We start from the raw sequence: 26,097 nt of genomic DNA, 5'->3' as shown, positions 1-26,097 counted from the left end.
GTCAGGCGCCCAGTGGACGCAGAAGATCACGGCTGATGATGTGGCGCTGAATTTCACTGGTGCCGTCCCAGATGCGTTCAACGCGTGCATCGCGCCAGAAACGCTCGATCGGGAAGTCGTCCATCAGACCCATACCACCATAGATTTGCAGCGTCGCATCCGTCACTCGCGCCAACGTTTCAGAAGCATAAAGCTTGGCCGAGGCAATCTCACGGTTCGAAGGCAGGTTTTGGTCCAGACGCCAGGCGGCGGCAAGGGTCAGCCAGTCGGCGGCGTCGATCTCGGTGATCATATCTGCGATCTGGAAGCCTACACCCTGAAACTTTCCGATAGGCTGGCCGAACTGCTTGCGCTCGGCCGCATAGTTCAGCGCATAGTCAAAGCAGCGCCGCGCGCGCCCAACCGAGAACGCCGCAACCGTCAGGCGAGTTGCGTAGAGCCATTCGTTCATAACGGCAAAACCACCATCGACTTCGCCCAGAACCTGTGCATCCGGCAGACGGCAATTGTCGAAATAAAGGATATAATTCTTGTAGCCCTTGTGGCTGACCGAATTGTACCCTTCGCGCACTTCAAAGCCCGGGGTGCCGCGATCCACCAGGAAAGTGGTAATGCGCTTTTTGGGGCCTTTGGGGGTTTCGTCCACGCCGGTTGCGATAAAGACAATGAAGAAATCCGCGTGTTCCGCACCAGAAATGAAGTGTTTCGAGCCGTTGACTACCCAGTCACCCCCATCGCGCACTGCCTGACATTTCATGCCGCGCACGTCCGACCCGGCATCCGGTTCGGTCATCGCCAAAGCATCCATCTTTTCACCGCGTACGGCAGGCAGCAGATAACGTTCGCGTTGCTCATCATTGCAGGCCATCAGGATGTTTTGCGGGCGTCCAAAGAAATGCGTCAGCGCCATCGATCCGCGGCCAAGCTCACGCTCAACAAGAGTGAAATCCAGATGGGACAAGCCCGCGCCACCAACCTCTTCAGGGAAGTTACAAGCGTAAAATCCCAAGTCGATGCATTTCTGCTTGATCTCGTTGCCCAACTCGAGCGGGACGGTACCGCTGCGCTCGACCACCTCTTCATGCGGATAGATTTCGTTTTCAACAAAGCTGCGGACCGTCGAGACGATCATTTCTTGTTCTTCGGACAAACCGAATTGCATGGCGCGTATCCCTTGGATCAGTAGTTGACCCAAAGAACGTCATCCCTCAAATTCTCGACATGCAGTTTTAGGCGTACATCATGCAGAATTCGAAATTTTTGCCACGGCGATACAACATTCTGCTCTTCAATGGGTTCTCGAACCATTGCCTAGCAAACATGGTCGAACCACTGCGAGCGGCGAACAACATGTCACGGCAGACGCTCTATGAGTGGAGGTTCTGCTCGCCGGACGGAACACCGGTCCAAAGCTCGAGCGGGCTGAGTGTCACGCCGGACGGAGCGATTGGGGATCAAAGGGGCGATGTCCTTGTGGTCATGCCGTCTTATGGTTTTCTGAAACTCGATACACAGGCAACCATTCGGGTCGTGCTGGCAGCGGCAAAACGGCATACGCAGATCGCAGGATTGGATACCGGCAGCTGGCTTTTGGCGCGGGCGGGTTTGCTGGACGAGCATCGGGCAACCATTCACTGGGACGAGTTATCTCGGTTCGAAGAACAGTTTCCGGCGGTTGAAACCTTGCGTGAACGCTTTGTCATCGATGGCAATCGGCTGACCTGTTCCGGGGCGATGGCGGCGTTCGATCTCGCCTTAGCACTTATTCGGCAGGATCACGGCCCGCTATTGTCTCTGGAGGTGGCGCAATTACTGATGGGGCGAAACGGGCGCGATCCCTATTCTTTGCCATTGAAATCCGAAGACAAACTGGTCAATCGGGCGTTGGACGTGATGCAGGCAAATATTGAAACCCCGTTGTCAATCACACAGATCGCGCGGCGCATCGGATGTTCGCAAAAACGGATCGAAACCCGCATACGTGCCGAACTGAAAACCACCCCGCAGGCACTTTATCGGCGTTTGCGACTGACGCTAGCGCGTAATCTGGCAGAGGAAACAGAACAATCCATCGCCGAGATCGCTGGGCGTTGCGGGTACGAAAACGCCAGCGCGATGACCCGCGCGTTCAAAGCAGAATTCGGTCAGGCCCCGACCGCGTTTCGGTCAAGCTGACCCTGTATCCGATGGCTCACCCTCAGACCCGCGCGTCACGCTTTTCCTGTTCGATCCGGCGGCGAATATGGATGTAGTCGATGATGCCATAGACCAAAATCAAAACTGATAAAGGTAGAACAGCCATTCCAACCCAGACAAAAACCGAATCCGCATCCGCAAACTGCATTAATCCAAATCCTGCAATCGCCACCCCCAAGGCGGTTTTTACATAGGCCAGCAAGGTGCGCCGGTTGGCCAACTCGGTTCGTAGAAAGGCCAACACCGTATTGTCCAGTGCGCGTCGGGACTTGAGATCGGAAGGAGGGGTTGGGTCAGCCATGCCTTATGGATGCGAAATTCGCTGCCGGACTCAAGTGAAAACCTCACCACATCGCTTGAAGGCCGAACCAGAACGCAATCCAGCACAAAGCTACACTCAGCAAAATGTTCCCTGCTGCCATCAGGATGGTACGCTCGCGGTGGAGTTGCAGGGACTGATAGGCAAAGCTGGAAAACGTGGTGAAGCCTCCGCAGAAACCAAAGACCAAACGGCGTTCCTCCTCGGGCATTAAGTGGGGTTCACCCAGATAACCCGCCCACAAACCCAGCAACAGGCAACCCACCACATTCACGATGAGTGTCGAAAGCGGCAGTTCATGCGTGATCATACGGTTGAGCATATGCCGAGCGACCGCGCCCAGACCGCCGCCCAAAGCAAATGCTGCGTGTAAATAGAGATCACTCATCCGGGTGCTCTCCTGCGTGGTACTTGCGCCCGATCGCTTCACCCAGGATGGCGGCGGCAAGACCAAAAACAATTTCAAGGGCCAGAGCTGCGACCATATAGGCGATATCTGCTTGGGACAGCCGGTCGAGCTCGGCTACGAATGAGGAAAAGGTCGACAACCCACCGCAAAACCCAACCGCGCCTAGATGGATGACATGGGCATGAACCCTGTGCCGCACCGCATAGAGCCAGCCGATGAACAGACAGGCGGCAATATTGATCCCGAAGGTTGCAGTCACGAAGGGCACGCCGGGTATTTCAAGCGACAGCATTTCGCGCAGCATCGACCCAAGCGCGCCGCCGACAAAGACGGCGAGATACATGAGTGTTCGCTGCAAGTCCTTGGCCCCCTGATCAGAATCGCATTCTTCGATCTACGTCCATACAGGCTTGGGGATTAAACGCCAATGATCGACCCTTCAGTGCGTCAGAACCGTTGGGCCGATGCACGCTCCCAATCGCTTGCAAATCCCGCAGGGACACTGTCTGACAGCAACCCACCTTCGGGAAGCCGTTCATAAAGGTCCGCATATGTGAACTCTTTTTCGTCTGTTGAGCGGCGCAGAATATCCGAAGGGTGCAAGTCCGTGACCTTTTCGTAGCCCATTGCACCCAGAATTTCGCGGAAGCTTTCCAGCGTGGCATCATGATAGCGATGCACCCGCTGACGCTTTTGCGGCACATTCACGGCCTTTGCACGTTCCTGATCCTGAGTGGCGATGCCCGTGGGACAGCGGTTGGTATTACAATGCAGCGACTGGATACAGCCCACGGCAAACAGCATCGCGCGGGCCGAATTGCACATATCTGCGCCCAAGGCGAGTTTTTCGATCATGTCATAGCCTGTTGCGACCTTACCGGAACAGATGACTCGGACCTTGTCGCGCACACCGATGCCACGCAAGCAGTTATCGACAAAGATCAACCCTTCGTTCAACGGCATCCCCAACCTGTTGGAATATTCCACTGGCGCAGCGCCAGTGCCGCCTTCGGCTCCGTCGACTGTGACGAAATCGGGCAAAATCCCGGTATCCAGCATTGCCTTGCAGATACTCATGAATTCGGACCGTTTACCGATACACAGCTTGAAACCCACTGGCTTGCCGTCCGACATCTCACGCAGATGCTGCACAAACTCCATCAGCCCGGTGGGGGTATCAAATGCCGAATGTGCAGGGGGTGAGATCACGTCTTTATGGGGTTCAACACCGCGAATTTCTGCGATTTCCTCGTCGACTTTGACCGCAGGTAGAACCCCGCCATGGGCAGGTTTCGCACCTTGGCTCAGCTTGATCTCAATGGCTTTGACCACGTCCTTTTGGGCTTTCTCTGCAAACTTGTCTTTGTCAAACCCACCTTCGGGGGTGCGGCAGCCGAAATAGCCCGTGCCAATCTGCCAAATGAGATCACCGCCTTCCGCCAAATGATGCGGGCTAATACCACCCTCTCCTGTGTTATGGGCAAACCCACCGTCTTTGGCGCCACCATTCAACGCCCGGATCGCGGTATGGCTCAGCGCTCCGAAGCTCATCGCTGAAACGTTCAGGCGCGACGCATCGTAAGGCTTAGAGCATTGAGGCCCACCCAGCGTCGCCCGCTCTTCGCTTTTTTCCACTTCTTTCGGCAACAGAGAATGGTTGGTGCGGTGATAGCCTACCTGCGTGATGTCGTATTGGGTGCCAAACGCCTGTGTATCCTGTTGGCCCTTGGCACGGGCATAGACCAGACCGCGCGTGATGCGGTTGAAGGGCCGGCCGCTTTCGTTGGTTTCAACAAAGTACTGGCGTATTTCTGGGCTGACGAATTCCAGCATGTAACGAAAATGGCCCAGAACCGGGTAGTTATTAAGCACATTGTGCTTGGTCGTCATCAGGTCATAAGCCCCGATTGCGATATAGGGCAGCACGATCACCAACAGCCACAGTGCTGGGGTCCAAAACCAGCCAAGCAGCAAGGTCAGGGGCAGGCCGAAAAAGGCCACCGCGTAGTATATGTTGCGTACAATCATGCGTCCGATCTCCGGTTTCTAAATTGGATTGGCACCCGCGTTACAGCTGCGCCTTGAGCTCTTTGACCCAATTGTCCCACTGGGCGTGGTCGCCCTTCGCCAGCAGGATCCCTTCTTTCAGTTTGGACATACCAAAGCCCCAGGCCATCTTGGTGTCCACATGTGGGGGCATCACCAATTCACCCGGCGTGACCATGGCGTCGATGATGAACGGCTTGGTGCTGGCTTTGGCCTGCGCGATGGCATCTTTGATGTCAGCGGCGTGTTCCACACGCACGCCATCCCCACCGCAGACCTTTGCGTATTCGGCGAAATCCGGGTTCACCAGATCCGTGGCCATCGGGTTCACGGCATAGCCCGCAACCTCCATCTCCATCTTCACAAAGCCCAGCGTTTGGTTGTTGAACACAATCACCTTGATTGGCCAGTCGTAGCGCACGGCGGTCACGAAATCCTGCATGGACATACCGAAGCCGCCGTCGCCACAGAAGGTCCAGACCTCACGCGAGGGATCGAGCGCCGCTGCTCCAAGCGCCGAAGGCAAGCCAGAGCCCAGAGAGGAATGGTTGAATGAACCCACCATTCGCCGCCCACCCTTCATTCGGGTCTGCCGCGCCACCCAGACGGTGCATTCACCAATATCCATGGCAAAAACCGCATCCTCTGCGGCCTGATTGGAAATCTCGCGGGCGAATAACTGCGGGTGCAGCGGTTCGCTGGCACGTTCGAGGCTGGCCTCTTTGTCCTGTTGCGCCAGCCACTTGTTGCAGAGTTTAACCTGGTGATCGGCGAAGTTTCGGTCTTCTTTCTCGGCTATTTGAGGCAGCAGCCGGTCCAGCGTCGCTCCGACATCCCCCAACAGGCCCGATGCGATAGGCGCACGGCGACCCAGATTTTCGACGCTGCGGTCGATCTGCACGATCTTGGCCGTCTCTGGCAGGAACCATTCATAGGGAAAGTCGGTGCCCAGCATCACAAGCACATCGCAATCGCGTACCGCGTGATAGCCGCCGGGGTTGCCGATGAGACCAGTCATGCCAACCACATTCGGGTCGTCGTAGTCGAAGATATCCTTGCCCTTCAACGTATGCGCAAGCGGAGCGTTGAGCTTTTGCGACAGGGCCAACACCTGATCCTTGGCCTCGCGGCAGCCAACGCCAGCGAAAAGCGCCACCTTCTTGCCTGCGTTTATGATCTGCGCAGCACGGGCAATCTCATCTTCGGGTGGGATCAGGGTAGAAGGCTGTTTCAAAAGCGGGTGGAACTGGTGCAGGCTGGGCACCTTTTGTTCGGATACATCGATGGGCAGTTCAATCCGCACCACCTCGCGGTTGATGAGCGCACGTTGCACGGCGATCTGGGCAAGACGCGGCATCTGATCCGGTGTGTGGATCACCGCCTGATAGTCGCACACATCATCAAAGGCTTTTTCCAGGTTCACTTCCTGATGATAACCGGTTCCGCGTTCCCGGTGGGCGACCTGGCCAGTGATCGCTACGACACCGGCGCCTTCGCGTTTGGCGTTGTAGAGCCCGTTAATCAGATGCAACGCTCCGGGTCCAACCGTGCCGGCACAAATCCCGATACCGCCTGTCAGATGTGACTGGGCATAAGCCGCATAAGCTGCGTTTTCTTCGTGCCGCAGCCCTTTCCACTCAAACCGGTCATCCCCGCGCATGGCTTCGAGGAAAGGGTTCAGCGCGTCGCCAACCACGCCAAAGATCTGACGACCACCTGCATCCGCCAAAATGTCCAGCAGGACTTCACACACGTTTTTCGCCATGTCTCTCTTCTCTCGTTTCGAGCAAATTCAACAAGATGTAGCCAACATCGTGTCTGCCTTTAATTCAATAGCCATCCTAAAAATCAAAGTCGCTTCACCGACTTTTCAAATCACACAAGGGTCAATTGGATGTGACGTACACAAACACAGCATGGTCCTGTAGGCCCATAAAGTGCCACAAGTTCAAAGTGTTTTTGACAGTTAGCTAGGCGATGCAGGCGAAAGCTGGCACAAAGCCGCACATATATTCAAAAAAGAACGCGTTGCGGTTCTGGAATCGACACCGCAACGCGTGCTTGAAAAACTACTGGCAGTGTATCGGACTATTCCCGACCCACAGTTTGACCATCTTCATCGAAAAAGTGCAGCTTGCTGGTCGGGAAATGCAAACCAATTTGTGCGCCTGGTTTGAGGTCCGTGTCTCCATTCAAACGCACAGTGACGTTTTCTTCAGCACCGACATCGACAATTAGGAACGTATCGGCACCCAGGTATTCGATCACCTCGATCACGCCGTCGGTCTGGCCCTCGCCCGCTGTAACCACTTCGATGTGTTCAGGGCGCACACCCAATCGGTTGGCTTCGCCGGAAAACGCAAATTGGCCCCCTCTGCCATGTGCCAGCGTATAGCTGCCGCCTTGAGCGGAACAGGGCAACACGTTCATTTTCGGGCTTCCAATGAACTGGGCCACAAACAGATTGGCCGGACGTTCATAGAGCTCGCGGGGCGTACCGACCTGCGCGATCTTGCCGTATTCCAGAACCACGATCCGGTCGGCCAGCGTCATGGCTTCGACCTGATCATGGGTCACATAGATCATCGTCCGCTTGAGGCTTTGGTGCAGCTTGGCGATCTCGTACCGCATCTCGACCCGCAGGGCCGCATCGAGGTTCGAAAGCGGCTCGTCGAATAAAAAGGCGGTGGGATCACGCACAATGGATCGGCCGATGGCAACGCGCTGGCGCTGTCCACCTGACAAGTCTTTTGGCCGGCGTTCCAAAAACGGTCCAAGCTTCAAAACCTCTGCCGCTGTATTGACCTGCTCTGCGATCTCAGCCTTTGGCACTCCGGCTACTTTCAGCGAGAACCCCATGTTTTCGGCAACCGTCAGATGCGGGTAAAGCGCATAAGATTGGAACACCATCGTCAACCCGCGTTTCGAGGGCGGATGATCGGTGACGTCAGTGTCATTGATCAGAAGTGACCCGCGCGAAATATCCTCGAGCCCACCAATCATGCGCAACAAGGTGGATTTGCCACAGCCTGAAGGGCCGACAAAAACAATGAATTCACCCTCTTCGATCTTGAGGTCCACGCCTTTGATGACCTGGGCTGACCCAAACCATTTTTCGACGGATTTTAGTTCAATGCTGCCCATTAGCTTCTCCCTGCCCAGTGAAGCCAGACGGCGGCTGTCCATGTGAACGCAGTGCCACCGGCTGGGCTGCCGGCCTTTGGATCAAAATATTCAGCAAATCCGTAGTTCGAGATCAGCTTTGCAGTTTTCTGACGCAGGTCTTCTGCCTGCTGCGTGTAGCCCATGTCTTCCAGCCCAAATCCGATCATCATATTCATGATGGCCCAGGTCGGACCGCGCCAATACCGGCGCGCATCAAAGTTCGGCATCGATGTATCGTAGCTTGGAACTGGATAAGGAACGGTCTCCAAAACCGAATTCAAACGCCCCAACATCTTTTCTGAATCGATACCTGCATACCAGCACATGTAAGACGCGTTTGAGATGCTGCCCGCCCACTCGCCTGTATACGCGTCACGGGAATCAAAGCTGCCCAGGTCTTCATTCCATAAAGACCGCGCACCGTTTTCGAGCCGATCGACATCCGCACGCAATCCTTCGGCTTCAAGACCAAGTTCTTCGCTTATGGCCAACAGATCTCTTGCCGCGCGCAACGCCGTGAATGTCATCGTTGGGTCGGCAACCCGAAATGGGTTCTTTTCCAGCAGGATCTGCTGATCCCATTCGGCCTCACGACCAATCTGAACCAGCTTGATGTACCGGTCATAGTCAAATTTGGTAGGCCGGTCGTCGCTGTTTACGTGTGTGGTGTCTCGGCGCTGATACTCACCGACATCTGAAGCGTCCATGCGCGCCATCGATTTGTCCCAGTCGGGAGCGTTGTCGCGCCCGGCTTCCCATGGATGCGTCGTGCAGACCGCATCCCGGTCATCCAGACGCCACTTCATGATCCATCGATGCCAAGCCAGTAACTTTGGAAACAGATCGCGCAAGCGTTGCTCGCCAGCGACGCGGTCCTGCTCCCAAATCTTGCGGACCATTGTCGCCGCAATGGGGGGTTGAATTATCCCCGACGACAAAATCGGGCCGTTGCACCCCCAAACGTCCGGGCCAGGGAAATATCCGTCATCCTGCTGGTGGAACAGGATGTGCGGCACCATGCCGTCCGTCCATTGGCCCGAGAACAGCGTTTCGACCTCGGTCCAGGCGCGGTCAATGTCGAATTCTGCAAATCCCAGGGCAGCAATCGCGCTGTCCCAGTTCCATTGATAAGGGTACAGCCCCTCGGTCGGGATTGTGTAACCACCGCGATCATTGGCAATCAGAATATTGCGCGCTTCGCGGTCCGGGTTTGTATGTTGGTTCATCTCAGTCATCCTTTGACGGACCCCGCAGTCAGGCCCTTGGTCATGAAACGTTCAAGTCCCAGAAACAACGCCATGATCGGCAAGGTGGCGATCACCGCACCAGCCATTAAGTGTTGTCGGGGAATTTCCGAGGAATTCAGCATTGTAACGCCTCGGGTCAGAGTGAATTTCGACGGATCGTCCAGCAGCATGAAAGCAAGCAGGAACTCGTTCCAGGCAATCATGAAAACATAGAGCGATACCGAGGCCAGCGCAGGCAGGCTGAGCGGCAGGGTGATCTTCCAAATCACAGCCAAGCGCGACAGACCATCCATCAGACCAGCCTCTTCCACTTCGGTGGGCAAGCCACGGAAATAGCCTTGCAGCATATAGAGTGCGACGGGGATCGTCGTGACCGGGTAGATCATGACAATGCCAAGGATCGAGTTTCGCAGGCCCGTCAGCGAAAACGCGATATAAATCGGCAGCGCCAGAACGATCATCGGAACCATGTAGATCAGCAGGATCGATCGCGAAAACGCCTTTTGCCCTTTGAACCGGAACCGTGCCACCGCATAGGCACCGGGGACGCTGAACAGCAACGTGATGAACACAGTCAGGACCGAGACATAGAAGGATGTCCAGAGATAAGTGCCGAAATTGAAGTCACGGAACAGCTCGGTATAGCTGCGGAACAACGCGGTGCCCTGGCTCAGGTCTACTGAGAAATCCAGCGGGTTCTGCAACAGCGCCTGCTGCGATTTCAGGCTGGTCATCACCATCACATAAAATGGGATGACGACAATGGCCGTGAAAAAGATATACCCGAATCCGGTACAAAAGCGGATCACCGCATCTTCGAATTCATGGCGTGTCAGTTCGGCGAAAGGCAGTTCTTTGAGGATCTCGGCCAAAGACAGGTGCATGACAACCGCAACGGCGATGATTGTGATCAGACTTGCCAGCACCGTCGTATCCGGGCCAATCAGAACGGGGCCCAAACCGCTTAGGCAAGACAAACCCAATAGCACAGAGATCGCCAAACGCGCCGGAGCATGGCGCGCCGGAAACGCAACATAGGTAAGACCTGCCACCGCGCCCCAGATCAGGCTCAAACCCACCTGCGGGCGAAACGCTGCGCCCGTGGCGAAGGACATGCTGACGGCGACAGTGCTGGCAATGATGACCAACCAGAGTGCGCCCAGAACCGGGCCAGTGATGAAACCTTTGCGCATCACAGACCCTCCTCACGGCTGATGAAGCGGAAGAAGACAAAGCTGAAGGCGATCAGGCACAGCAGGATGACCACGGCCACCGCCGCGCCTGCCCCGATATTCGAGATTGCAAACGCCTGCTCGTAGACATTCACAGTCAGTGTGCGGGTACCCGCGTTACCACCAGTCAGCAGGAAAATGTCGTCGAACTTGTTGAACGTCCAGATGAAGCGCAACAGGAACAGCACCGACAGGATGCCCAACAGTTGCGGAATGCTCAGCAACCAGAACTTCTGGAAGGGCGACGCGCCATCCATATCAGCCGCTTCATACATGCTGCTATCAATGGATTGCATCCGCGCCAGAATGAACAGGAAGGACAGCGGGAAATAGCGCCAGATTTCGAACACCGTGACCATGATCAGTGCCAAAGGGCGTTCGCCGAAAAAGTTGATCGGCGCACTGGTCAGACCCATCTGGATCAAAAGCGCATTGGCAGAACCCGAAAACGGATCAAACAGCGTGACCCATGTAAAGGCCACCGCAATGACAGGAGCGACATAGGGAAACAAGTAAAGGCCCCGGATGACCCCCTGTCCTTTGAAGCTTTTATTCAGCAAAAGCGCTGCAAACAGGCCCATGACCAAGGCACCAATGGTTCCGAACACCGTATAAAACAGCGTGACCCAAAGCACGCCCCAGAACTCAGACCCGTCAAAGACGCGAGCATAGTTTTCGAGGCTGAATTCAAAGTTGGTCAGAACGTTCGGCCCGCTTCCGGTCACACGCGGTTCTGACGCTTCGACCACGTCTTCAAAGGCATCGGGGTCGCCGTCCACGTCAACGGGAATGCGGATACGCTCGCGCTGGCCCCCTTCCAAAGTGCCGAAGTCACAAAACAGGTCCTGCCCGTCCAAAACGCAGGGGGCGGCAACGTCCCCCGCGACGACACCGTCGGGCAGAACGTCGCTAAGGGTGACACCGTCGATTGCGATCTCCTGACTGGAGTTGCGCAGACGGTATTCAATCCGCAGATCGTCGCCCGATCCGCGCAGGCTTTCACGCACAACCGGTGCGGGTGGGCGGAGATCGGACAGGGTAAACGGCTTGAAGCTGATCCAGAAGATTGCCAGCAAAGGCAAGATCACCACAAGCGATACACTGATCACGGTCGGAGCCAGCAGCGTCCAGGCCAGACGCGCCTCGCGTTTGGCTAACGCCCCGGTTCCGGTCGGTGGGGTGGCCGAAGTCATGGGGTACCTCGAAGGGTTGGGTGCAGCGGCGCGCACGCCGCTGCAGTTGCCACTAGATTACTGAACCTTCGCCAGCTCTTCGTTCATGGCTGCAACCGCTGCGGCTGCGTCGATCTCGTCATCAATGTACTGACGTACAACACGATTGATGGCCTGAGAGTTGATCATTTTCGACGCCAGCGCCAATTGACCTTCGGCTACGCCCCAGCGCTGCGCCACGTCCAGACCACCAACAATCTCGTCGATCATTGCCTGTTCATACAGCTCGCCCAGAGGGGCCTTGCGATCGACACCGACGGGCAGTTCCGCCCAGGCTTCAGAGAACGCGGTCGGATTGTCTGCATTACCACGGCGCACGGGGAACTTACCCTCAGGCGCAATAGCCAGCGTCTGGGTATAGCCGTCATCCATGGCAAACTTTACGAATTCCATCGCCGCGTCGGTGTCTGCATCGTTGGTGATACCGAAATACCGCACATCACCCCAGGCCGCGCCATCGGGGTTCGACGGGCCGGACAGTTTGGTAACGATACCAGTCTTGCTGGCCAGATCGCGCGAGGTCGGGTCGTCGTTGATGGTCGGCGGGGCGCTGTCGCGCAGACCAGCCAATTCGTCCAGAATAAATGGCGACCATATGATCATGGCGGCTTTACCATCAAAATACAGCTCGCGCGATTGCTTCCAGAACAGCTCACCCGGAGGCGAAGCTTTGGAAATAGCCTTGTAGAAATCCAGAACTTCGGTGGTCTTGGCCTCATCAAGCGGCTGGAACCCATCGGGGCCAACAGGGCTGACACCGTTTGCCAGGAAAACATGCTCCAGCACCTGGCTCATGAAGTTCTCGTCAACTTTGGTGGCCGAAACAAAACCATACATTTCTGGCGGGTTATGCAACGCCTCAAGTGCGGCCTGAATATCTGCAAAACTGTCAGGCGCCTCCAAGCCGGCCTCTTCGAACAGGTCCTTGCGATAGACAACCATTTGCGTCCAGCCATCCACCGGAACCGAGGCGGTTTCACCATTGAACGCTGCCATGCCCAAGGCACCCGGAGCGAAAGTATCAGCGCCCAGTTCTTCGATCACTTCGGTCGCAGCTTCGGTGTCCAGAATGCCCGCTTCGGCCCACGGCAGGGCGTACTGCAACGGGTGGTAGACCACATCTGGCAAGTCACCTGCGGCAAAGGCTGCGGTTGCGCGGGTGCCCAAATCCGTTTCTGTGACAGGGATCACCTCAACGGTTGTACCGGTCTCAGCTTTGAACTGGTCAGCCATTTCCTGCTGTTTCGCCAGACGCTCGGGCTGCTCTTCGGTCGTCCAGAAACGGATCGTGTCCGCCTGTACCGACATGGCCGTCAGCGCCAGTGCCAACGAAGAGCCGAGCATCAGCCTAGCTGCTTTTGGTGTAAGTTTCATGGTCGGTTTCCTCCCCGATTGTCTTCCATGGATTGTTTGATTTTTTTCGCCAACTCGTTCGACGTCAGCAGTGGCGGCCCGTCAGAGTCGCGTTCGATCAGCACCGCCTGGCTAAGCTCGCGCAAAGTTGCGGGTTCTTCCCCGCGGGTCTGACGTATAAGCATCGTTGCAAGGCGTTCGCCTGCCCGTTTGGAGTCGACGCTGAACGTCGTCAGCCCGGGGCTGGCGTATTGGCATTCCGGGACCCCGTCATATCCAAGAACCGAGACATCGCGCCCGATCTCAAGGCCAAATTCTGCGCAAACAGAGTAGCTTCCCAGTGCCGCTTGGTCTGTCGCAAATACTATCGCGGTAGGCGGGACAGGAAGACGCAATACAGCGCGCGCTTCAGCGGCCCCTTCTTCGCGGGTGCGGGCCCCTTCGCGGATCAATTCGGGATCGACTGGCAATCCTGCAGCCCTAAGCCCGTCGACATAGCCATCCCGACGCAGGTGGCTGTAGTTGAACTTTGGATCACTGCCGACAAACCCGATACGGCTGTGACCAAAACGGACCAGACGTTCGACCGCGCCGCTCATGGCTTTTTCACCGGAAATATCAAACCACGACGTATCGTCCTGATAGCCGGTTCGACCATATCCTGTCCGACCATAAAGGATGAAAGGCACCTGCAGGTCGCTGAGGTACCCAACTCGCGCGTCATCTACTTCGGTACGCGGCAGGATAAATCCATCGGCCTTTCGTTCTTCGACCAAACGGCCCAAAACATTTAACATGTCCTGCTTCGACTTCGCGGTCGAAATTGTCATCGTCCAGTCAGACGCACTTGCAGCTTCACAAGCCCCTGCCAGAAAGTCCTGAAAAAACGGATTGTGCCGGTCCGGTTCTTCACTGTTGATGACCATGGCAATGGCACGCACGCGCCCTGTTCGAATAGCCTGAGCATGGCTGAGCGGGCGATACCCCATCTTGCGCGCCGTCACCTCAACACGCTTTCGCGTTGATTCTGAAATGTCGGAATACCCGTTCAATGCACGCGACACGGTGCTTTTCGAAAGGCCAAGGTGATGTGCCAATTCGTCAAGCTTCACCCGCCCACCGGACGCGGCGCGCTGGGACCGGATTTGTCGCTGTTGCAATTCGGGATTCGCCATCATTCTTTCATTTAACTGCTCCGAAACCGGTTTCGGCAATCAAAAAATTAATTCCAGCACCCCGCGACGGACAATCACTCCCAATCAACGAACAGGTCACAACACCAACACTTAGACATCACCGCAGCCGATGAGTTTAAAGCGGAACACCTCTGGAATTCGCAGATGACCCTCCCAATGCCGCAATCGGGAGTTGACCATGATCAAGTTTTTCTGTCATCAACGCGCCATGTTCGGTTCCGGGGAGTCACCCGGAGGCAATAGGGAATGCAGTGCGGCACATTCTTGGCCAATTCTGCAACTGCCCCCGCAACTGTAAGCGGCGAGCGAGACTGATTACGCCACTGGGTCACACCCGGGAAGGCCAGTTTAGCGTTAAGACCCGCAAGTCAGGAGACCTGCCGAACATGCGCCCTCGGAAAGGGTGCTCATCATCGGCGACGGGGTGTGCGCCGGATCTGTTTGCCTGTTGGGGCAGATAGTTTCGCATTCCCCTATGTCAAAAACCAATGCGTGCCGGGGAAGGCGCGACGTGAGAAGGACGTATTTGTGAAACACTTTTTGTTGGCCGCGGCCGCTACTGCGGCGCTGCCCGCGCTGGCTCAGGCTCATTTCTTGCTGGAATACACCGAGGATACCATGATCGAGCGTCCGGGCGACGTTCCGGTCAAGTTGGTCTTCTGGCATCCGTTTGAAGCCGGGCACGTGATGACCCTGGAAAAGCCAGAAGAATTCTATGTGATCCACAACGGCGAAAAGACCGATCTGTTGGGTACATTGGAAGAAACCACATTCGAAGGCCCCGAGAACAGCGCCAAAGCCTTTCTCGGTTCGGTCCCGGTGAAACGTTCCGGCGACTATGTGCTGGTGACGGTACCTGCGCCTTACTACGAAGAATCCGAGGATATCTATATCCAGCAGATCACTAAGGCTTACCTGAACCGCAATGAACTGCCCACCGACTGGGATCAACCGCAAGGTCTGGCGACCGAAATTCTGCCGTTGAACAAGCCCTATAACGTCATTGCAGGTTCCACCTTCACCGGCCGTGTACTGAGCGAAGGCGAACCGGTTGCCGGTGCTGAGATCGAAATCGAATACATGGCAGCCGAGCCCGATCTGGCGGGAAACGGTGCCAAAGACGCCACAGCATCCCCACTGCCGGGCGGCGCATTGGTCGCGATTTCAGATGAGAACGGCTATTTCACCTTTGGTGTACCGAAAGCGGGTTACTGGGGTTTTGCTGCTTTGGGTTCGGGCCCAAAAACCGAATATGAAGGCAAAGAACTGAGCCAGGATGCTGTGATCTGGATCCGCGCCTGGGATCTGGAGTAACCCCTATGCACATCGTGGACGGAGCCCTCTCGAACCCAGTTGTGATCGGCGGCGCAATCGCAGCGGCTGGCGGCATTGCCATAGGGCTGAAATCGCTGGACCTCGACCGCATTCCCACCGCGGGCGTCCTGTCGGCCAGCTTTTTTGTAGCCTCGCTGATCCATGTGCCGATCGGCCCGTCCTCTGTGCATTTGATAATGAACGGTCTGGCTGGGCTTTTGCTTGGCTGGGCCGCTTTTCCTGCGCTGTTTGTTGGCTTGCTGCTTCAAGCCGTGTTTTTTGGTTTTGGCGGTTTGACTGTGCTTGGGATTAACACGGTCAACATCGCACTTCCGGCGGTGCTGACATGGATGATCTTTGGCCGATTGATCGCACGCGGCTCTCCGGTGCAGGGCGCTGTTTGGGGCGGCATCGGAGGAGCGTTTTCGATTGCAGCCACGACGGCCCTTGTCGCTGTCTCTCTGGCTCTGTCTGGTGACGAATTCCTACCAGCCGCGAAACTGGTCTTTTTTGCACACATTCCCGTCATGGCAATCGAAGCGGTACTTACCGGTTTTGCTATTCTATTGGCCCGCAAGGTCAAGCCTGAACTCTTTCTGAGGGGTGCCCCCGTATGAGACAGCTAATTTTTGTTGTTGCGATATGGCTTACCCCGCTTCCTGCGCTGGCCCATAAAGTTATCGCCGGGGTCTTTCCTGCAGGCGACGCGATTGAAGGGGAATTGGGCTTTTCCAACGGCGACATGGCTGAAAACCAAGAAGTTGTTGTTTACGGCCCCGATGGCGCTGAACTGGGGCGAACAGTCACAGATACCGATGGTTTCTTCCTCTACACCCCCACCGAACCTGTCGCGCACACGTTCAAAGCAGATCTGGGCGCCGGTCATCTTGCCGAGGTCACCATGCCCGCCGAGGAAGTGGCTGAGATTTTGGGCGTGGATGCGGAGCTTGTAAAACCTGTTACGCAGGTTGAAAACGCAAACGACACCGCGACGACTGTCGCGTCATTAACCGACGAGGAGCGCGCGGCCATTGCCCAAGCGGTGCGAGACGAAACCCGCCCTCTGCGTCGTGAGATTGCAGCCTATCGCGAACACAACGACTTGCAGACCGTTCTTGGTGGGATCGGCTACATCATCGGTCTGTTCGGTATCGGCTTTTTTGTCGCTGCACGCCGGAAAATGGCCGCCTGATGGCTCACGCTCTGGAACCCCAGGCAAAGACGCTGGCCGAAGCTGATGCCAGCGCACCCTTCGGGGTGATCGGAGAGTTGGACCCTAGGATGCGGATCGTGATGACGTGCTTTTTTGCTGTTGTTACGGTTTCGCTATCCAGCATCCCCGCGTTGATTGTGGCTCTGGCAATCTCTATCGGCTTGCTATTGATGTCTCGCCTACCCGTGCGCCGCACACTTAAACGCATGGCCATGATGGACAGCTTTATCATCTTCATGTTGATACTTTTGCCCTTTTCCATGCCCGGTGACGCGATGTTCACCCTGTTTGGGTATCCGGCCAGTTGGCAGGGACTGTGGAAAGCCATTGAGATCGCTCTGACAGCCAACGCCGTGGTCCTGACCCTGATGGTTCTGGTCGGCACGTTGGAACCCGTCACTCTGGGTCATGCTTTGCACAAACTACGCTGCCCAGATGCTCTTGTGCATTTGTTGATGTTCACCATCAGATATATCGAAGTCTTGCGCGAAGAATATCTGCGCCTTCGCGGCGCCATGAAAGTTCGTGGCTTCCGCCCCGGCACCAACTGGCACACGTATCGCAGCTTTGGCTATCTGGTGGGCATGATGCTGGTGCGTGCCATCGAACGGTCAGAACGCATACTGGGCGCTATGAAGTGCCGAGGTTTTTCTGGGCGTCTTCTTTTGCTGCAGGATTTCTACCTGACCCGGCGGGATTGCATGTTTGCTGTGACCTTGGGTTCGATCTGCCTTGGTCTTCTTTGCCTGGATTTCCTATGACGATCCTTAAACTCGAAGATATCCATTTCGCCTATCCCGGGCAGGCATCCGTGCTGGACGGGGCATCGCTTTCACTTGATCCGGGGCAACGCCTGTCAATAGCAGGGCCCAATGGCGCGGGAAAATCCACGCTGTTTCGCATTGCCCTTGGATTGCAGAAACCGACCGCAGGACGCGTGATTGCCCTTGGCAAGGACCGACGGGCCAAAGCAGATTTCCACGAGGTACGCCGCGAGATCGGGCTGGTGTTTCAAGACCCCGACGACCAACTATTTTGCCCCACCGTTGCAGAAGACATCGCGTTTGGACCGCTCAATCTGGGCCGCAGCAAGGCCGAAGCGCTTGCCATCGTTGACAAGGTGCTGTCCGATCTGGACTTGATGCACCTGCGAGACCGCATCACGCATAAATTGTCCGGGGGTGAAAAACGGCTTGTGACCCTTGCCACCGTGCTGGCGATGGAGCCGCAAGCGCTGTTATTGGACGAACCAACCAATGCGCTCGACACCAAGAACGAGGCCCGTCTGCTGGAGATCCTAAAGGACCTGCCACAGGCCATTTTGCTGGTAAGCCATGCCCCATCCTTCCGCCAGGCATTGGCGCCGGACACGCTTGAGCTGAGAAATGGAAAACTGGTTTCGGCTGGGTTTTGACCTGCAAGACACCAGTTTCAGCTGGCTAATACATTGCACCAAGATCCTGCCGATCTGCCCTATTTCCGGCCACGTTTCCGATCATTTGAAGTGGATCGTTAGACCAGAGCTCAGGCCTGAACTGCAAGTTCGGCGGATGCCGTCTCAGCTTCAATGGCAGTGTCCAGCGCCTTGCGGAACAGTTTGGCCCCCTTGTCCAAGCCAAGATCGATATGAGGTGTCTTGGCGTGCTTCATGCCAAGATGCACCTCCTCCAACACCTCTTTGTCCTCAAGAAAGGCCATACGCGCGCCGTCATTCATGAACTTTGAAACTTCAGCATTGTCGGGATCCGTATTGCGATGCTGGAACCAGAAATAGCGGGTGCGGTCTTCGTCAATCGGCGTCATGAAATTGTACGAGATATTGACATAGGTCTTGTCGACCGGGGGTTTGCCATAGCCGCCGGTTCCAACGGGCGTGTAAACAGATTTGTTCAGCGCGATTGCAGGCAGGCACATCTCGTAGTGCTGCAGCCGATCACAGTCGCCCTCGAACGCGACCAGATTTGCGTAATACGGTGAAGGCGGTTTGTTTTCGATCCAGCGTGACACGATCACACCACGATCGGTTTTCTCAACATCCAGCGGTTCTTCATCCGTGCCCGCGCCCGCAAAAGACGTGACATGGACCCAGGCCACATGGCTGGGATCCAGTAGATTGTCGCAGACCCACAGGTAATGGCAGTCGATATCCATCACACCACCATCGGTTTTGCCCCAGCTTGGGTCATCGAAATTCTCAATCGGAAAAATCTTGTCCGGATCCGCAAGGGCAGGATCACCCATCCAAATCCAAAGATACCTGTACCGATCCACCACCGGATAGGATTTCACGACCGCCCGGCGCGGGGTCATTCCGCGCTGAGTTGGGCTGTCGGTACATTTGCCTGAGCAATCGAATTTTAGGCCATGATACCCGCATTCGACGATATCGCCGATCAGATTACCCTTTGAAAGCGGAAGTTTGCGATGGGGACAGGCATCTTCTAGCGCGACCGGAGTACCGTCCTCTTGTCGATAGAGCACGATGTTTTCACCCAGAAACGTCTCGGCCTTCAGTTCGCGCCCGACGTCCTTGCTCCAGGCGGCGACATACCAACAGTTTCTCAGAAACATTCAGCTCTCCAATGTTCTAGGTGCCTTTTGCCAGTATGAGTGGCTGAACACTCACATACCATGCCAGAGTTTTAATGGCTTATATAAGCTAGGCTAATTTCAAAAGGATGCAGACTGCGGGATTTCGGGTTGTGTGGCAACTTCGGAGTGAATCCATGTCAGGAACTCGGACACTTTGGCGCTGTCTTTGGTTTCATGCGGTTGGACCAGCCAATAAGACAGCGGTGATTGGGTCATTTCTTTGAAGGGCCGAACCAAGCGGCCGTCGCTCATCATATCAATGACCAACGGTTCCCGCCCTAATGCCACGCCTAAACCTTCGATTGCCGCCTGAACAACCATATTGGACTGTCCCAATCGGCGTGTTCGAAGCGCGGTTGGCAGAGTCAGACCACAGCGCCGCGCCCAGAACTCCCATGTGGGGCTGGCTGCCCCGTGATGCAGGTTCTCATCCACCAGCATTGTGTGTCTGGCGAGGTCTTCAACGTTTCGCAGATCAGGCAACAGCGACGGCGCGCAGACCGGGAACAATTGCTCATTCATAAGCAAATCGACCTGATAGCCCGGGTAATCGCCCAAACCGTACCGAATTCCGATATCGGCATCCGCACCAGAAAATGGAAATTGCCCGGTGTCAGTTGCAATAGAAATCGACAGGTCCGGATGCGCCATATCAAAGCGTAAAAGGCGTGGAAACAACCAGTTGAAGGCAAAACCCGGCAGGCATGAAATCACAATTGTCCTGTCCGAACGGGTTTTGTCCCTGAGTTGCGCGCACACATCCGAAATGCGACCTAACCCTTCTGAGATCGCAAGCGCGAGCAACTCCCCCTCGCGGGTCGGGCGTGACTGGCGCGCGCCCCGAACCAGCAACTCGCGCCCCAACCATTCCTCAAGGCTGCGCACATGCTGGCTGACTGCACTTTGGCTAACGCCCAATTCCGTCGCCGCAGGCGAAAACCCCGAGTGGCGGACAACGGCCTCGAACGCTCTTAGTGCGGAATAGGGCAAGTTCAAGATCATATTAGTAACTCTAATGTCACTCATAATCACTTTCAAATAGATTGGTGACCTCGCCGGTTGGTAATCTCTACAAACCCAAACCCTCAGGAGACGCGAATGTCGGACATTACGCCCGAACGCGGCGCGCAAAACCTTTTGACCAACTGTGCGCAAGCAACCGCAGGTGACCGGCTGCTGATCGCGTACGAGCCGCCAGAATTTGGGTATTTCGACGCGGATAGCGTGAAAATTGTTTCAGGGGTGGCCCAGTCCATGGGCTTGTTCGTGGATACGGTTGATGTGGGTTTCAACCCTGACAAACCGCATTTGTCCCCAGAGCTGCTGGCCCGGTTCGAGACTGCTGACATCATCCTGTTTTTGGCGCGCCTTGGGGATCAGTTGCGCTTTTCGCAGATGCCAAAAGGCAAAAAGATCATTGTCAGTTTTGCCTTAAGCCGGGAACAATTCGGATCCGGTTTTTCAAATGGCCATCATGACGCCTTCATGGAGCTCAAGGCCGGGATCAATGAGGTTTTGAACACCGCGCAGGAGGTTCGGTTCACCTGTCCTCTGGGCACCGATGTGCGTGGAAAACCTGAAATGAACCTCGACCCGTCGGGCGATACTTCGGTCCTGCGGTTCCCTATGTCAGTTTTCACACCGGTACCGGCGCACAGCTTTTCTGGCCGTGTTGCACTGACGTTTCTGACGGGGACGGGCTCGAAATATTATGATGACTACACAATCGAATTCACTCACCCGGTTCTCGCCCGCCTCGATCAGGGTCGCCTGACGGGGTTCGAAGGGCATCCGACGGATGTGGCACGGGCCGAAGCGCATTATGATCGGGTGTCCGAACAGTTCGGCATTGAGCGAAACCTCGTTCATTCCTGGCACGCAGGCATCCATCCCGGATGCGGCTATCCTTGGGACATGCGCCAGAACTACGAACGTTGGGGCGGGGCTGCCTTCGGCAATCCACGTATCCTGCATTTTCACACATGCGGCACCTACGCGCCGGGTGAAATCTGCTGGAACGTTATCGATCCCAGCATCGTCATCGATGGCACTACCTATTGGGAAAACGGGCGTTTCTATGCAGATCGCCTTCCGGGTGGCACCGAAATTCTAAGCCGGTATCCATGCGCTGCGGGGCTGTTTGCCCATCCGGACATGGATATCGGGCTTCGAAAAGCCGGCTAACTTGTCTGACTTAGTAGTACCATCCGAGATACGGGCACGGTGCAGCGCCGCACCAGGCTCAATCTGGTTGCTTAGCAGGCAGTGCTTGTTCATAGATCGGCGGAACAATGCTCTGTCCTGCCGCAAACACAGCTCTCATGACTAAGGAAAGGGAACCGTTTCATGTCTGCCTGGATACGGATGATTTCTGACGAAGATGCCGATGCACCTCTGCAGGCGGTGCTGGACCTTGCCCGGACACCGCACGGTACCGTGGACAATGTCATGCGGGTGCATTCCCTGCGCCCCAACACCATGAAAGGGCACGTGGTGCTGTATCGCGCGTGCTTGCACGACGACAGCAACACGATCCCCATGTGGTTTCAGGAAGTTATCAGCTCTTATGTTTCGACACTGAACACGTGTCCTTACTCTTACGCCAATCATTGGGCCAATGCCCGACACCTGATTGGCGATGAGGCGCGTGCGGACAAGATCGAGGCCGCGCTGAAAGCCCACAAACCGCAGGACGCCTTCGACGGCGCGCATCTGGAGGCTTTGATCTACGCCGAGAAGTTGACAGTGGCCCCGGCCAAAATGGTCGAGTCCGACGTCGCCGCTCTTAGACAAGCAGGTTGGGACGACGGCGAGATCCTCGAAATCAACCAGATCGTTGGCTACTTCAACTACGCCAATCGATTGCTGAACGGTTTGGGCGTAACAACAGATGGCGATGTGGTTGGCTACTACGCCAGTGAGTAAACCCAAGAGCTTTTCTGCCAGACCAACTTTGCGTTCTTTTGAAACCAGCCCGTGCGGTGGCAGCACTGGATGCAACTGATGCGTGTAGCCTGTTTCTTTAAATCCTGAAACATTTTGCGAAAGTCTCGGTGTAATTCTCACTTTTCCCCTTTTTGAGGCAACGGGTGTTATGCTGCCGCAGCGGCACAATCTTTGGCGCGTATGTTGGTCTGGTCTACTGACGCTAACGTTCTAGCTTCGCGTTTATGAATAAAACGCGCCCAAAACTAATTGTTATCCTTGGCGATCAGCTTTCCACCAAGATGGCTGCGCTGCGACAAGGTATAGCCGCGCGCGACGTCGTCCTTATGGCAGAAGTCCGGGATGAGACACGCTATGTTCCGCACCACCCGAAGAAAATTGCCTTTGTACTGTCGGCAATGCGTCACTTTGCGCAAAAGCTTGAACAGGCCGGATGGCGAGTCCGGTATGTAAAGCTGGATGATCCAGACAATACCGGCAGCCTTGTGGGTGAAATCGACCGCGCCCGTAAAGACTTAGGATTGAAAACGGCGGTCGTCACCGAACCCGGCGAATACCGCCTGTGCCACGCCTTTTCCGAATGCGTCGACCTGGAAGTCCTGCCCGATGACCGGTTCATCGCTGATGATGCCGAGTTCCGCCAATGGGCCGAGGGGCGCAAACAGCTGCGGATGGAATATTTCTATCGTGAAATGCGCCGCAAAACCGGGCTTTTGATGAACGGCGATGCGCCCGAGGGCGGCAAATGGAACTTTGATACAGAGAACCGCAAACCCGCAAAGTCAGATTTCTTCATGCCGCAGCCTGTGCATGTCGAACCGGATGAAATCACCACCGAAGTTCTGGAACTGGTCGACGCTCGATTCAGCACCCACTTCGGGACGCTGCGCCCGTTCTGGTTTGCTGTAACTCGGGACAAAGCCCTGCAAGCGCTGGAACACTTTGTGGAAACCGCCTTACCGCATTTCGGCGACTATCAGGACGCGATGTTGACGGATGAGCCTTTCCTGTATCACTCGGTTCTCGCACAATATTTGAACGCCGGCCTGCTATTGCCGCTGGAAATCTGCCACCGCGTTGAGCGCGCCTATTATGAAGGCCAAGCCCCCTTAAACGCGGTCGAGGGCTATATTCGCCAGATCATCGGCTGGCGCGAGTTTGTGCGCGGCATCTATTGGATGCAAATGCCGGGCTATACGCAGCAGAATTTCCTGAATGCCACACGCCCCCTTCCCGCGTTTTACTGGACTGCGGATACGGGCATGGCCTGTATGAAACAGGCAATCTTGCAGACACGGGATGAAGCTTATGCCCACCACATTCAACGCCTGATGGTCACAGGAAATTTCGCCATGTTGGCCGGAATCGACCCGGCACAAGTGCATGAGTGGTATCTGGCTGTTTATGCCGACGCATATGAATGGGTTGAAGCCCCTAATGTCATCGGCATGAGCCAATTTGCCGATGGAGGGTTACTGGGGTCGAAACCTTATGCAGCCAGCGGCAACTACATCAACAAGATGTCGGATCATTGCGGCACATGCCGCTATGATGTGAAGCAAAAAACCGGCCCGAACGCTTGCCCGTTCAACCCTCTCTATTGGGATTTTCTGGTACGCAATGCGGAAAAACTGCGCGACAATCCCCGGTTAGGCCATGCCTACAGAACGTGGGGCCGAATGGCCCCTGACAAACAGCAAGACTATCTTGAAAGCGCGAAGTTGGTGTTGGACCAGCTTTAGCTTACCCGCACCACCTTCTATTTTTGCATTGCGCCTCGACATGCGGGCTCAGTCATAACGCAGCTCAGTCGCCTTACCCCGGAAGATCGTGTAGGACAGCACCGTGTAACCCGCGATAACGGGAAGCACAAAGATCGATCCGATCAGGATTATGAAAAGACTTTCTGGTGCACTCGCGGCCTCGTAAATCGTCATTTGCTCAGGGACGACATAGGGATAGAAACTGTAAGCCATCCCGAAAAAGGCAAGCGTGAATAAAACGATAGATGCCGCAAAGGGAAACCAGGCCCAGTTGTCATTCCGCGTTGGAAGATGACGTAAAGCAAACCACAATAAAGCGATCAGAATGCCTGACATGAGCGGTAAGGGCAAAAACAGGAAAAATTCGGGGAATGTGAACCATTTGTCAAAGATGCGTGGGCTGACCCAGGGGGTGGCCAGCGAAACGGCACTCAGGCCCAAAACCAGCCCCCAAATTCCACCTTTGGCCCAACGCACAGCCTTTTTCTGCAACAAGCCGTTGGTCTTCAGGATGATCCAGCAAGCGCCAATAAAGGAATACCCCACAGCCAGAAATCGGCTGTGATCATGGCAAAGACCCAGGTTCCGAAACTGCGGTCCAACCCCATGATGTATTTACCCAGCATGAAGCCCCGCGATAACCCGTCCTGCGGCAGATTGGCCTAAATCTGAGTGGCTAGGAACGCGACTTTTAGTTGCCTGACTTTGGCTCTCAAGCCATCGCGCAAGAATCGTTTCTCAGATCTCAGCGCATTCTGGGCTTGCCGCTTAGAAACTGCGTGTTTGCCGCTTTGCCTCAATCAAGTGCGTGCCCAAGAAAGCGCCCGTTCCGTACCTGCTCTGGGCGCGACTTATAGCGCTTGAAAAAGGCCCGCGACATCGCCGTTCTCGAGGAAAAGCCCGTCGCAGACGCAATCTCGACAAGCGGCATATCAGTATATTTCAACAGGCTATTTGACCTCTCCAGTCTGAGCTCCTTGTACGTGTCCAAAAGGGTCGCACCGGTTTTGCACAGAAAGCGCCTTTGAAGCTGTCGGATGGATGTCCCAAGTAAATCTGACAGATCGGAAATTCTCAGCGGATCTTCAATGTTCTCAAGCATTGTCTCAACCGCCAGAGTTACAATGCGATCTCCATTGGATTTTCGAATAAGTCGGTTTGAAAGCTGGCTTTCAGTTGTTCGCCGGGGTTCGGTCAAACCGACATAGCGCCGTAGCGTATCCGCCAAATGCTCGCCATGATCCAAGGACACAAACTCGGTCAAAAGGCGAAGGGCACTGAAGCGCGTATTGGCGCTGTGTACACGCCCGTCAACGGAAAAGTGGGTCGACGTACCGCTGTTTCTGATCCCCAATTCCAACGCTGCCGCTTCAAAACCTGAATGTACTGCAGCTGTGCTGCGTTCCGCGCCGCAGAGTTGAGCCAGCAGCATGACCGCGCCTCCGACAAGGATGGATCTGGGAGAAAGGTTCAAGACCTGACTGACCCAGGATTTCTCTGCTGCGGTTGGACACCAAGCGGTTTCGAAATCGCCCCAAAAAATGGCTGTCCGTCCCGCCCAATACAGCGGTCCTCCAGCAGGATCTTCAGCGGGCACACGCAAGTTCACCACATAAGAATGTTTGTCCACCAATCTGTTCAATGCCCGGTAAAATTCCAAAACCATTTCTGCCGAGGCTTTGTCAGAGCTCCGGTACAAAATGACATCGATGCACCGCAACCGCTCAAAATCCGAGGGCGTTCCATTTACCGCATTCTCGTGAGCATTCGAGACAACATAGTGTTTCATTTGATTTACCAACCTTGTTTCGGTCAGCGCCACATCGGAACGCTTGTTTCCGATTGGCGAAAACCCCGCCATTGATTTGGCGGGG

General features: G+C 55.6%; 25 protein-coding genes and 1 riboswitch. Of the genes, 9 read left to right on the top strand and 16 right to left on the bottom strand.

All coding sequences use genetic code 11. From position 1 onward, the window contains the following. Nucleotide 1: 1 nt before the first annotated feature. On the bottom strand, nt 2-1,162 hold the full coding sequence (locus GS636_RS18090; protein WP_171671349.1) for an acyl-CoA dehydrogenase family protein: 1,161 nt from the start codon (nt 1,160-1,162) through the stop codon (nt 2-4). Nucleotides 1,163-1,242: 80 nt separating this feature from the next. On the opposite strand from GS636_RS18090, the gene GS636_RS18085 reads away from it, so the two are divergent. Continuing rightward, the gene (locus GS636_RS18085) at nt 1,243-2,175 is read left to right on the top strand and encodes a GlxA family transcriptional regulator (protein ID WP_171671347.1); all 933 of its coding nucleotides are present in this window, start codon (nt 1,243-1,245) and stop codon (nt 2,173-2,175) included. A gap of 22 nt (nt 2,176-2,197) precedes the next feature. On the opposite strand, the gene GS636_RS18080 is transcribed toward GS636_RS18085, so the two are convergent. From GS636_RS18080 to GS636_RS18030, 11 genes are all read right to left on the bottom strand, one after another. Then, nucleotides 2,198-2,497: a DUF202 domain-containing protein gene (locus GS636_RS18080; protein ID WP_171185678.1), complete on the bottom strand. Its 300-nt coding sequence runs from the start codon at nt 2,495-2,497 to the stop codon at nt 2,198-2,200. Nucleotides 2,498-2,540: 43 nt separating this feature from the next. Continuing rightward, on the bottom strand, nt 2,541-2,903 hold the full coding sequence (gene crcB, locus GS636_RS18075; RefSeq protein ID WP_171185680.1) for a fluoride efflux transporter CrcB: 363 nt from the start codon (nt 2,901-2,903) through the stop codon (nt 2,541-2,543). Beyond that, nucleotides 2,896-3,282: a CrcB family protein gene (locus tag GS636_RS18070; protein ID WP_253762871.1), complete on the bottom strand. Its 387-nt coding sequence runs from the start codon at nt 3,280-3,282 to the stop codon at nt 2,896-2,898. Before GS636_RS18070 ends, crcB begins: the two co-directional genes overlap by 8 nt. Nucleotides 3,283-3,371: 89 nt before the next feature. Beyond that, the gene (locus GS636_RS18065; protein ID WP_171671344.1) at nt 3,372-4,952 is read right to left on the bottom strand and encodes an FMN-binding glutamate synthase family protein; all 1,581 of its coding nucleotides are present in this window, start codon (nt 4,950-4,952) and stop codon (nt 3,372-3,374) included. A 40-nt stretch (nt 4,953-4,992) separates the two neighbouring features. Next, nucleotides 4,993-6,735 (bottom strand): thiamine pyrophosphate-dependent enzyme, encoded by a 1,743-nt coding sequence (locus GS636_RS18060; RefSeq protein ID WP_171185683.1) that lies wholly within the window; start codon nt 6,733-6,735, stop codon nt 4,993-4,995. A 323-nt stretch (nt 6,736-7,058) separates the two neighbouring features. Then, a complete protein-coding gene (locus GS636_RS18055) occupies nt 7,059-8,114 on the bottom strand; it encodes an ABC transporter ATP-binding protein (protein WP_171671342.1) in 1,056 nt (351 codons plus the stop codon). Further along, complete coding sequence (locus GS636_RS18050) at nt 8,114-9,361, bottom strand: hypothetical protein (RefSeq protein WP_371808744.1); 1,248 nt, start codon at nt 9,359-9,361, stop codon at nt 8,114-8,116. The genes GS636_RS18055 and GS636_RS18050 overlap by 1 nt, the downstream gene beginning before the upstream one ends. A 5-nt stretch (nt 9,362-9,366) precedes the next feature. After that, a complete protein-coding gene (locus GS636_RS18045) occupies nt 9,367-10,575 on the bottom strand; it encodes a carbohydrate ABC transporter permease (RefSeq protein ID WP_171671337.1) in 1,209 nt (402 codons plus the stop codon). Continuing rightward, the gene (locus tag GS636_RS18040) at nt 10,575-11,807 is read right to left on the bottom strand and encodes a carbohydrate ABC transporter permease (protein WP_171671335.1); all 1,233 of its coding nucleotides are present in this window, start codon (nt 11,805-11,807) and stop codon (nt 10,575-10,577) included. The genes GS636_RS18045 and GS636_RS18040 overlap by 1 nt, the downstream gene beginning before the upstream one ends. A gap of 57 nt (nt 11,808-11,864) precedes the next feature. After that, nucleotides 11,865-13,220, bottom strand: a complete 1,356-nt coding sequence (locus GS636_RS18035) for an ABC transporter substrate-binding protein (protein ID WP_171185692.1) — start codon at nt 13,218-13,220, stop codon at nt 11,865-11,867. After that, nucleotides 13,217-14,374, bottom strand: a complete 1,158-nt coding sequence (locus GS636_RS18030; RefSeq protein ID WP_171671333.1) for a LacI family DNA-binding transcriptional regulator — start codon at nt 14,372-14,374, stop codon at nt 13,217-13,219. The genes GS636_RS18035 and GS636_RS18030 overlap by 4 nt, the downstream gene beginning before the upstream one ends. Nucleotides 14,375-14,591: 217 nt before the next feature. Then, a riboswitch (cobalamin riboswitch) is annotated at nt 14,592-14,795 on the top strand. Between the two features lie 128 nt (nt 14,796-14,923). Between GS636_RS18030 and GS636_RS18025 the strand changes: the two genes are divergently transcribed. Genes GS636_RS18025 through GS636_RS18005 form a run of 5 tightly spaced genes read left to right on the top strand, consistent with a single transcriptional unit; the run spans nt 14,924 to nt 18,336 of the window. After that, on the top strand, nt 14,924-15,709 hold the full coding sequence (locus tag GS636_RS18025; RefSeq protein WP_171671330.1) for a DUF4198 domain-containing protein: 786 nt from the start codon (nt 14,924-14,926) through the stop codon (nt 15,707-15,709). A gap of 5 nt (nt 15,710-15,714) precedes the next feature. Next, nucleotides 15,715-16,326: a cobalt transporter CbiM gene (gene cbiM / locus GS636_RS18020; RefSeq protein ID WP_171671327.1), complete on the top strand. Its 612-nt coding sequence runs from the start codon at nt 15,715-15,717 to the stop codon at nt 16,324-16,326. After that, nucleotides 16,323-16,901, top strand: a complete 579-nt coding sequence (locus GS636_RS18015; RefSeq protein WP_171671324.1) for a cobalt ABC transporter permease — start codon at nt 16,323-16,325, stop codon at nt 16,899-16,901. The genes cbiM and GS636_RS18015 overlap by 4 nt, the downstream gene beginning before the upstream one ends. Then, entirely contained in the window at nt 16,901-17,683 is a 783-nt protein-coding gene (gene cbiQ, locus GS636_RS18010) for a cobalt ECF transporter T component CbiQ (protein WP_171671321.1), read from the top strand. Before GS636_RS18015 ends, cbiQ begins: the two co-directional genes overlap by 1 nt. Then, a complete protein-coding gene (locus GS636_RS18005; RefSeq protein ID WP_171671319.1) occupies nt 17,680-18,336 on the top strand; it encodes an energy-coupling factor ABC transporter ATP-binding protein in 657 nt (218 codons plus the stop codon). Before cbiQ ends, GS636_RS18005 begins: the two co-directional genes overlap by 4 nt. Before the next feature lie 110 nt (nt 18,337-18,446). On the opposite strand, the gene GS636_RS18000 is transcribed toward GS636_RS18005, so the two are convergent. Both GS636_RS18000 and GS636_RS17995 read right to left on the bottom strand, forming a co-directional pair. Next, nucleotides 18,447-19,493, bottom strand: a complete 1,047-nt coding sequence (locus tag GS636_RS18000; protein WP_171671316.1) for an aromatic ring-hydroxylating dioxygenase subunit alpha — start codon at nt 19,491-19,493, stop codon at nt 18,447-18,449. A gap of 99 nt (nt 19,494-19,592) precedes the next feature. Beyond that, nucleotides 19,593-20,516, bottom strand: a complete 924-nt coding sequence (locus tag GS636_RS17995; RefSeq protein ID WP_171094953.1) for a LysR substrate-binding domain-containing protein — start codon at nt 20,514-20,516, stop codon at nt 19,593-19,595. A gap of 96 nt (nt 20,517-20,612) precedes the next feature. On the opposite strand from GS636_RS17995, the gene GS636_RS17990 reads away from it, so the two are divergent. The 3 genes from GS636_RS17990 (at nt 20,613) to GS636_RS17980 (ending at nt 24,202) form a co-directional block, all read left to right on the top strand. After that, nucleotides 20,613-21,698, top strand: coding sequence for a hypothetical protein (locus tag GS636_RS17990; RefSeq protein WP_171671313.1), 1,086 nt, complete (start codon nt 20,613-20,615; stop codon nt 21,696-21,698). Nucleotides 21,699-21,860: 162 nt separating this feature from the next. After that, on the top strand, nt 21,861-22,439 hold the full coding sequence (locus tag GS636_RS17985) for a carboxymuconolactone decarboxylase family protein (protein WP_171094499.1): 579 nt from the start codon (nt 21,861-21,863) through the stop codon (nt 22,437-22,439). Between the two features lie 245 nt (nt 22,440-22,684). After that, on the top strand, nt 22,685-24,202 hold the full coding sequence (locus tag GS636_RS17980) for a cryptochrome/photolyase family protein (protein WP_171671310.1): 1,518 nt from the start codon (nt 22,685-22,687) through the stop codon (nt 24,200-24,202). 48 nt (nt 24,203-24,250) lie between these two features. Here GS636_RS17980 and GS636_RS17975 read toward each other — a convergent pair whose 3' ends face one another. Both GS636_RS17975 and GS636_RS17970 read right to left on the bottom strand, forming a co-directional pair. Then, nucleotides 24,251-24,718 carry a cytochrome d ubiquinol oxidase subunit II gene (locus GS636_RS17975; RefSeq protein WP_253762869.1) on the bottom strand — a complete coding sequence of 156 codons (468 nt, stop codon included), beginning with the start codon at nt 24,716-24,718 and terminating at the stop codon, nt 24,251-24,253. 301 nt (nt 24,719-25,019) lie between these two features. After that, nucleotides 25,020-26,097 (bottom strand): helix-turn-helix domain-containing protein (locus GS636_RS17970; RefSeq protein ID WP_216602954.1); only part of this gene is annotated, 1,078 nt, incomplete at its 5' end.

The organism is Ruegeria sp. HKCCD4884 (genome assembly GCF_013110855.1).
Taxonomy (GTDB): domain Bacteria; phylum Pseudomonadota; class Alphaproteobacteria; order Rhodobacterales; family Rhodobacteraceae; genus Ruegeria.
The sequence above is the reverse complement of the archived record's forward strand: the minus strand, read 5'-3'. Positions and strand labels throughout refer to the sequence as shown.

Bases quoted from the DNA above. Each gene is read 5' to 3' on its own strand.
- GS636_RS18090 (WP_171671349.1), bottom strand. From the start codon at position 1,162: ATGCAATTCGGTTTGTCCGAAGAACAAGAAATGATCGTCTCGACGGTC.
- GS636_RS18085 (WP_171671347.1), top strand. From the start codon at position 1,243: ATGCAGAATTCGAAATTTTTGCCACGGCGATACAACATTCTGCTCTTC.
- GS636_RS18080 (WP_171185678.1), bottom strand. From the start codon at position 2,497: ATGGCTGACCCAACCCCTCCTTCCGATCTCAAGTCCCGACGCGCACTG.
- crcB (WP_171185680.1), bottom strand. From the start codon at position 2,903: ATGAGTGATCTCTATTTACACGCAGCATTTGCTTTGGGCGGCGGTCTG.
- GS636_RS18065 (WP_171671344.1), bottom strand. From the start codon at position 4,952: ATGATTGTACGCAACATATACTACGCGGTGGCCTTTTTCGGCCTGCCC.
- GS636_RS18060 (WP_171185683.1), bottom strand. From the start codon at position 6,735: ATGGCGAAAAACGTGTGTGAAGTCCTGCTGGACATTTTGGCGGATGCA.
- GS636_RS18055 (WP_171671342.1), bottom strand. From the start codon at position 8,114: ATGGGCAGCATTGAACTAAAATCCGTCGAAAAATGGTTTGGGTCAGCC.
- GS636_RS18050 (WP_371808744.1), bottom strand. From the start codon at position 9,361: ATGAACCAACATACAAACCCGGACCGCGAAGCGCGCAATATTCTGATT.
- GS636_RS18045 (WP_171671337.1), bottom strand. From the start codon at position 10,575: ATGCGCAAAGGTTTCATCACTGGCCCGGTTCTGGGCGCACTCTGGTTG.
- GS636_RS18040 (WP_171671335.1), bottom strand. From the start codon at position 11,807: ATGACTTCGGCCACCCCACCGACCGGAACCGGGGCGTTAGCCAAACGC.
- GS636_RS18035 (WP_171185692.1), bottom strand. From the start codon at position 13,220: ATGAAACTTACACCAAAAGCAGCTAGGCTGATGCTCGGCTCTTCGTTG.
- GS636_RS18030 (WP_171671333.1), bottom strand. From the start codon at position 14,374: ATGGCGAATCCCGAATTGCAACAGCGACAAATCCGGTCCCAGCGCGCC.
- cbiM (WP_171671327.1), top strand. From the start codon at position 15,715: ATGCACATCGTGGACGGAGCCCTCTCGAACCCAGTTGTGATCGGCGGC.
- GS636_RS18015 (WP_171671324.1), top strand. From the start codon at position 16,323: ATGAGACAGCTAATTTTTGTTGTTGCGATATGGCTTACCCCGCTTCCT.
- cbiQ (WP_171671321.1), top strand. From the start codon at position 16,901: ATGGCTCACGCTCTGGAACCCCAGGCAAAGACGCTGGCCGAAGCTGAT.
- GS636_RS18005 (WP_171671319.1), top strand. From the start codon at position 17,680: ATGACGATCCTTAAACTCGAAGATATCCATTTCGCCTATCCCGGGCAG.
- GS636_RS18000 (WP_171671316.1), bottom strand. From the start codon at position 19,493: ATGTTTCTGAGAAACTGTTGGTATGTCGCCGCCTGGAGCAAGGACGTC.
- GS636_RS17995 (WP_171094953.1), bottom strand. From the start codon at position 20,516: ATGATCTTGAACTTGCCCTATTCCGCACTAAGAGCGTTCGAGGCCGTT.
- GS636_RS17990 (WP_171671313.1), top strand. From the start codon at position 20,613: ATGTCGGACATTACGCCCGAACGCGGCGCGCAAAACCTTTTGACCAAC.
- GS636_RS17985 (WP_171094499.1), top strand. From the start codon at position 21,861: ATGTCTGCCTGGATACGGATGATTTCTGACGAAGATGCCGATGCACCT.
- GS636_RS17980 (WP_171671310.1), top strand. From the start codon at position 22,685: ATGAATAAAACGCGCCCAAAACTAATTGTTATCCTTGGCGATCAGCTT.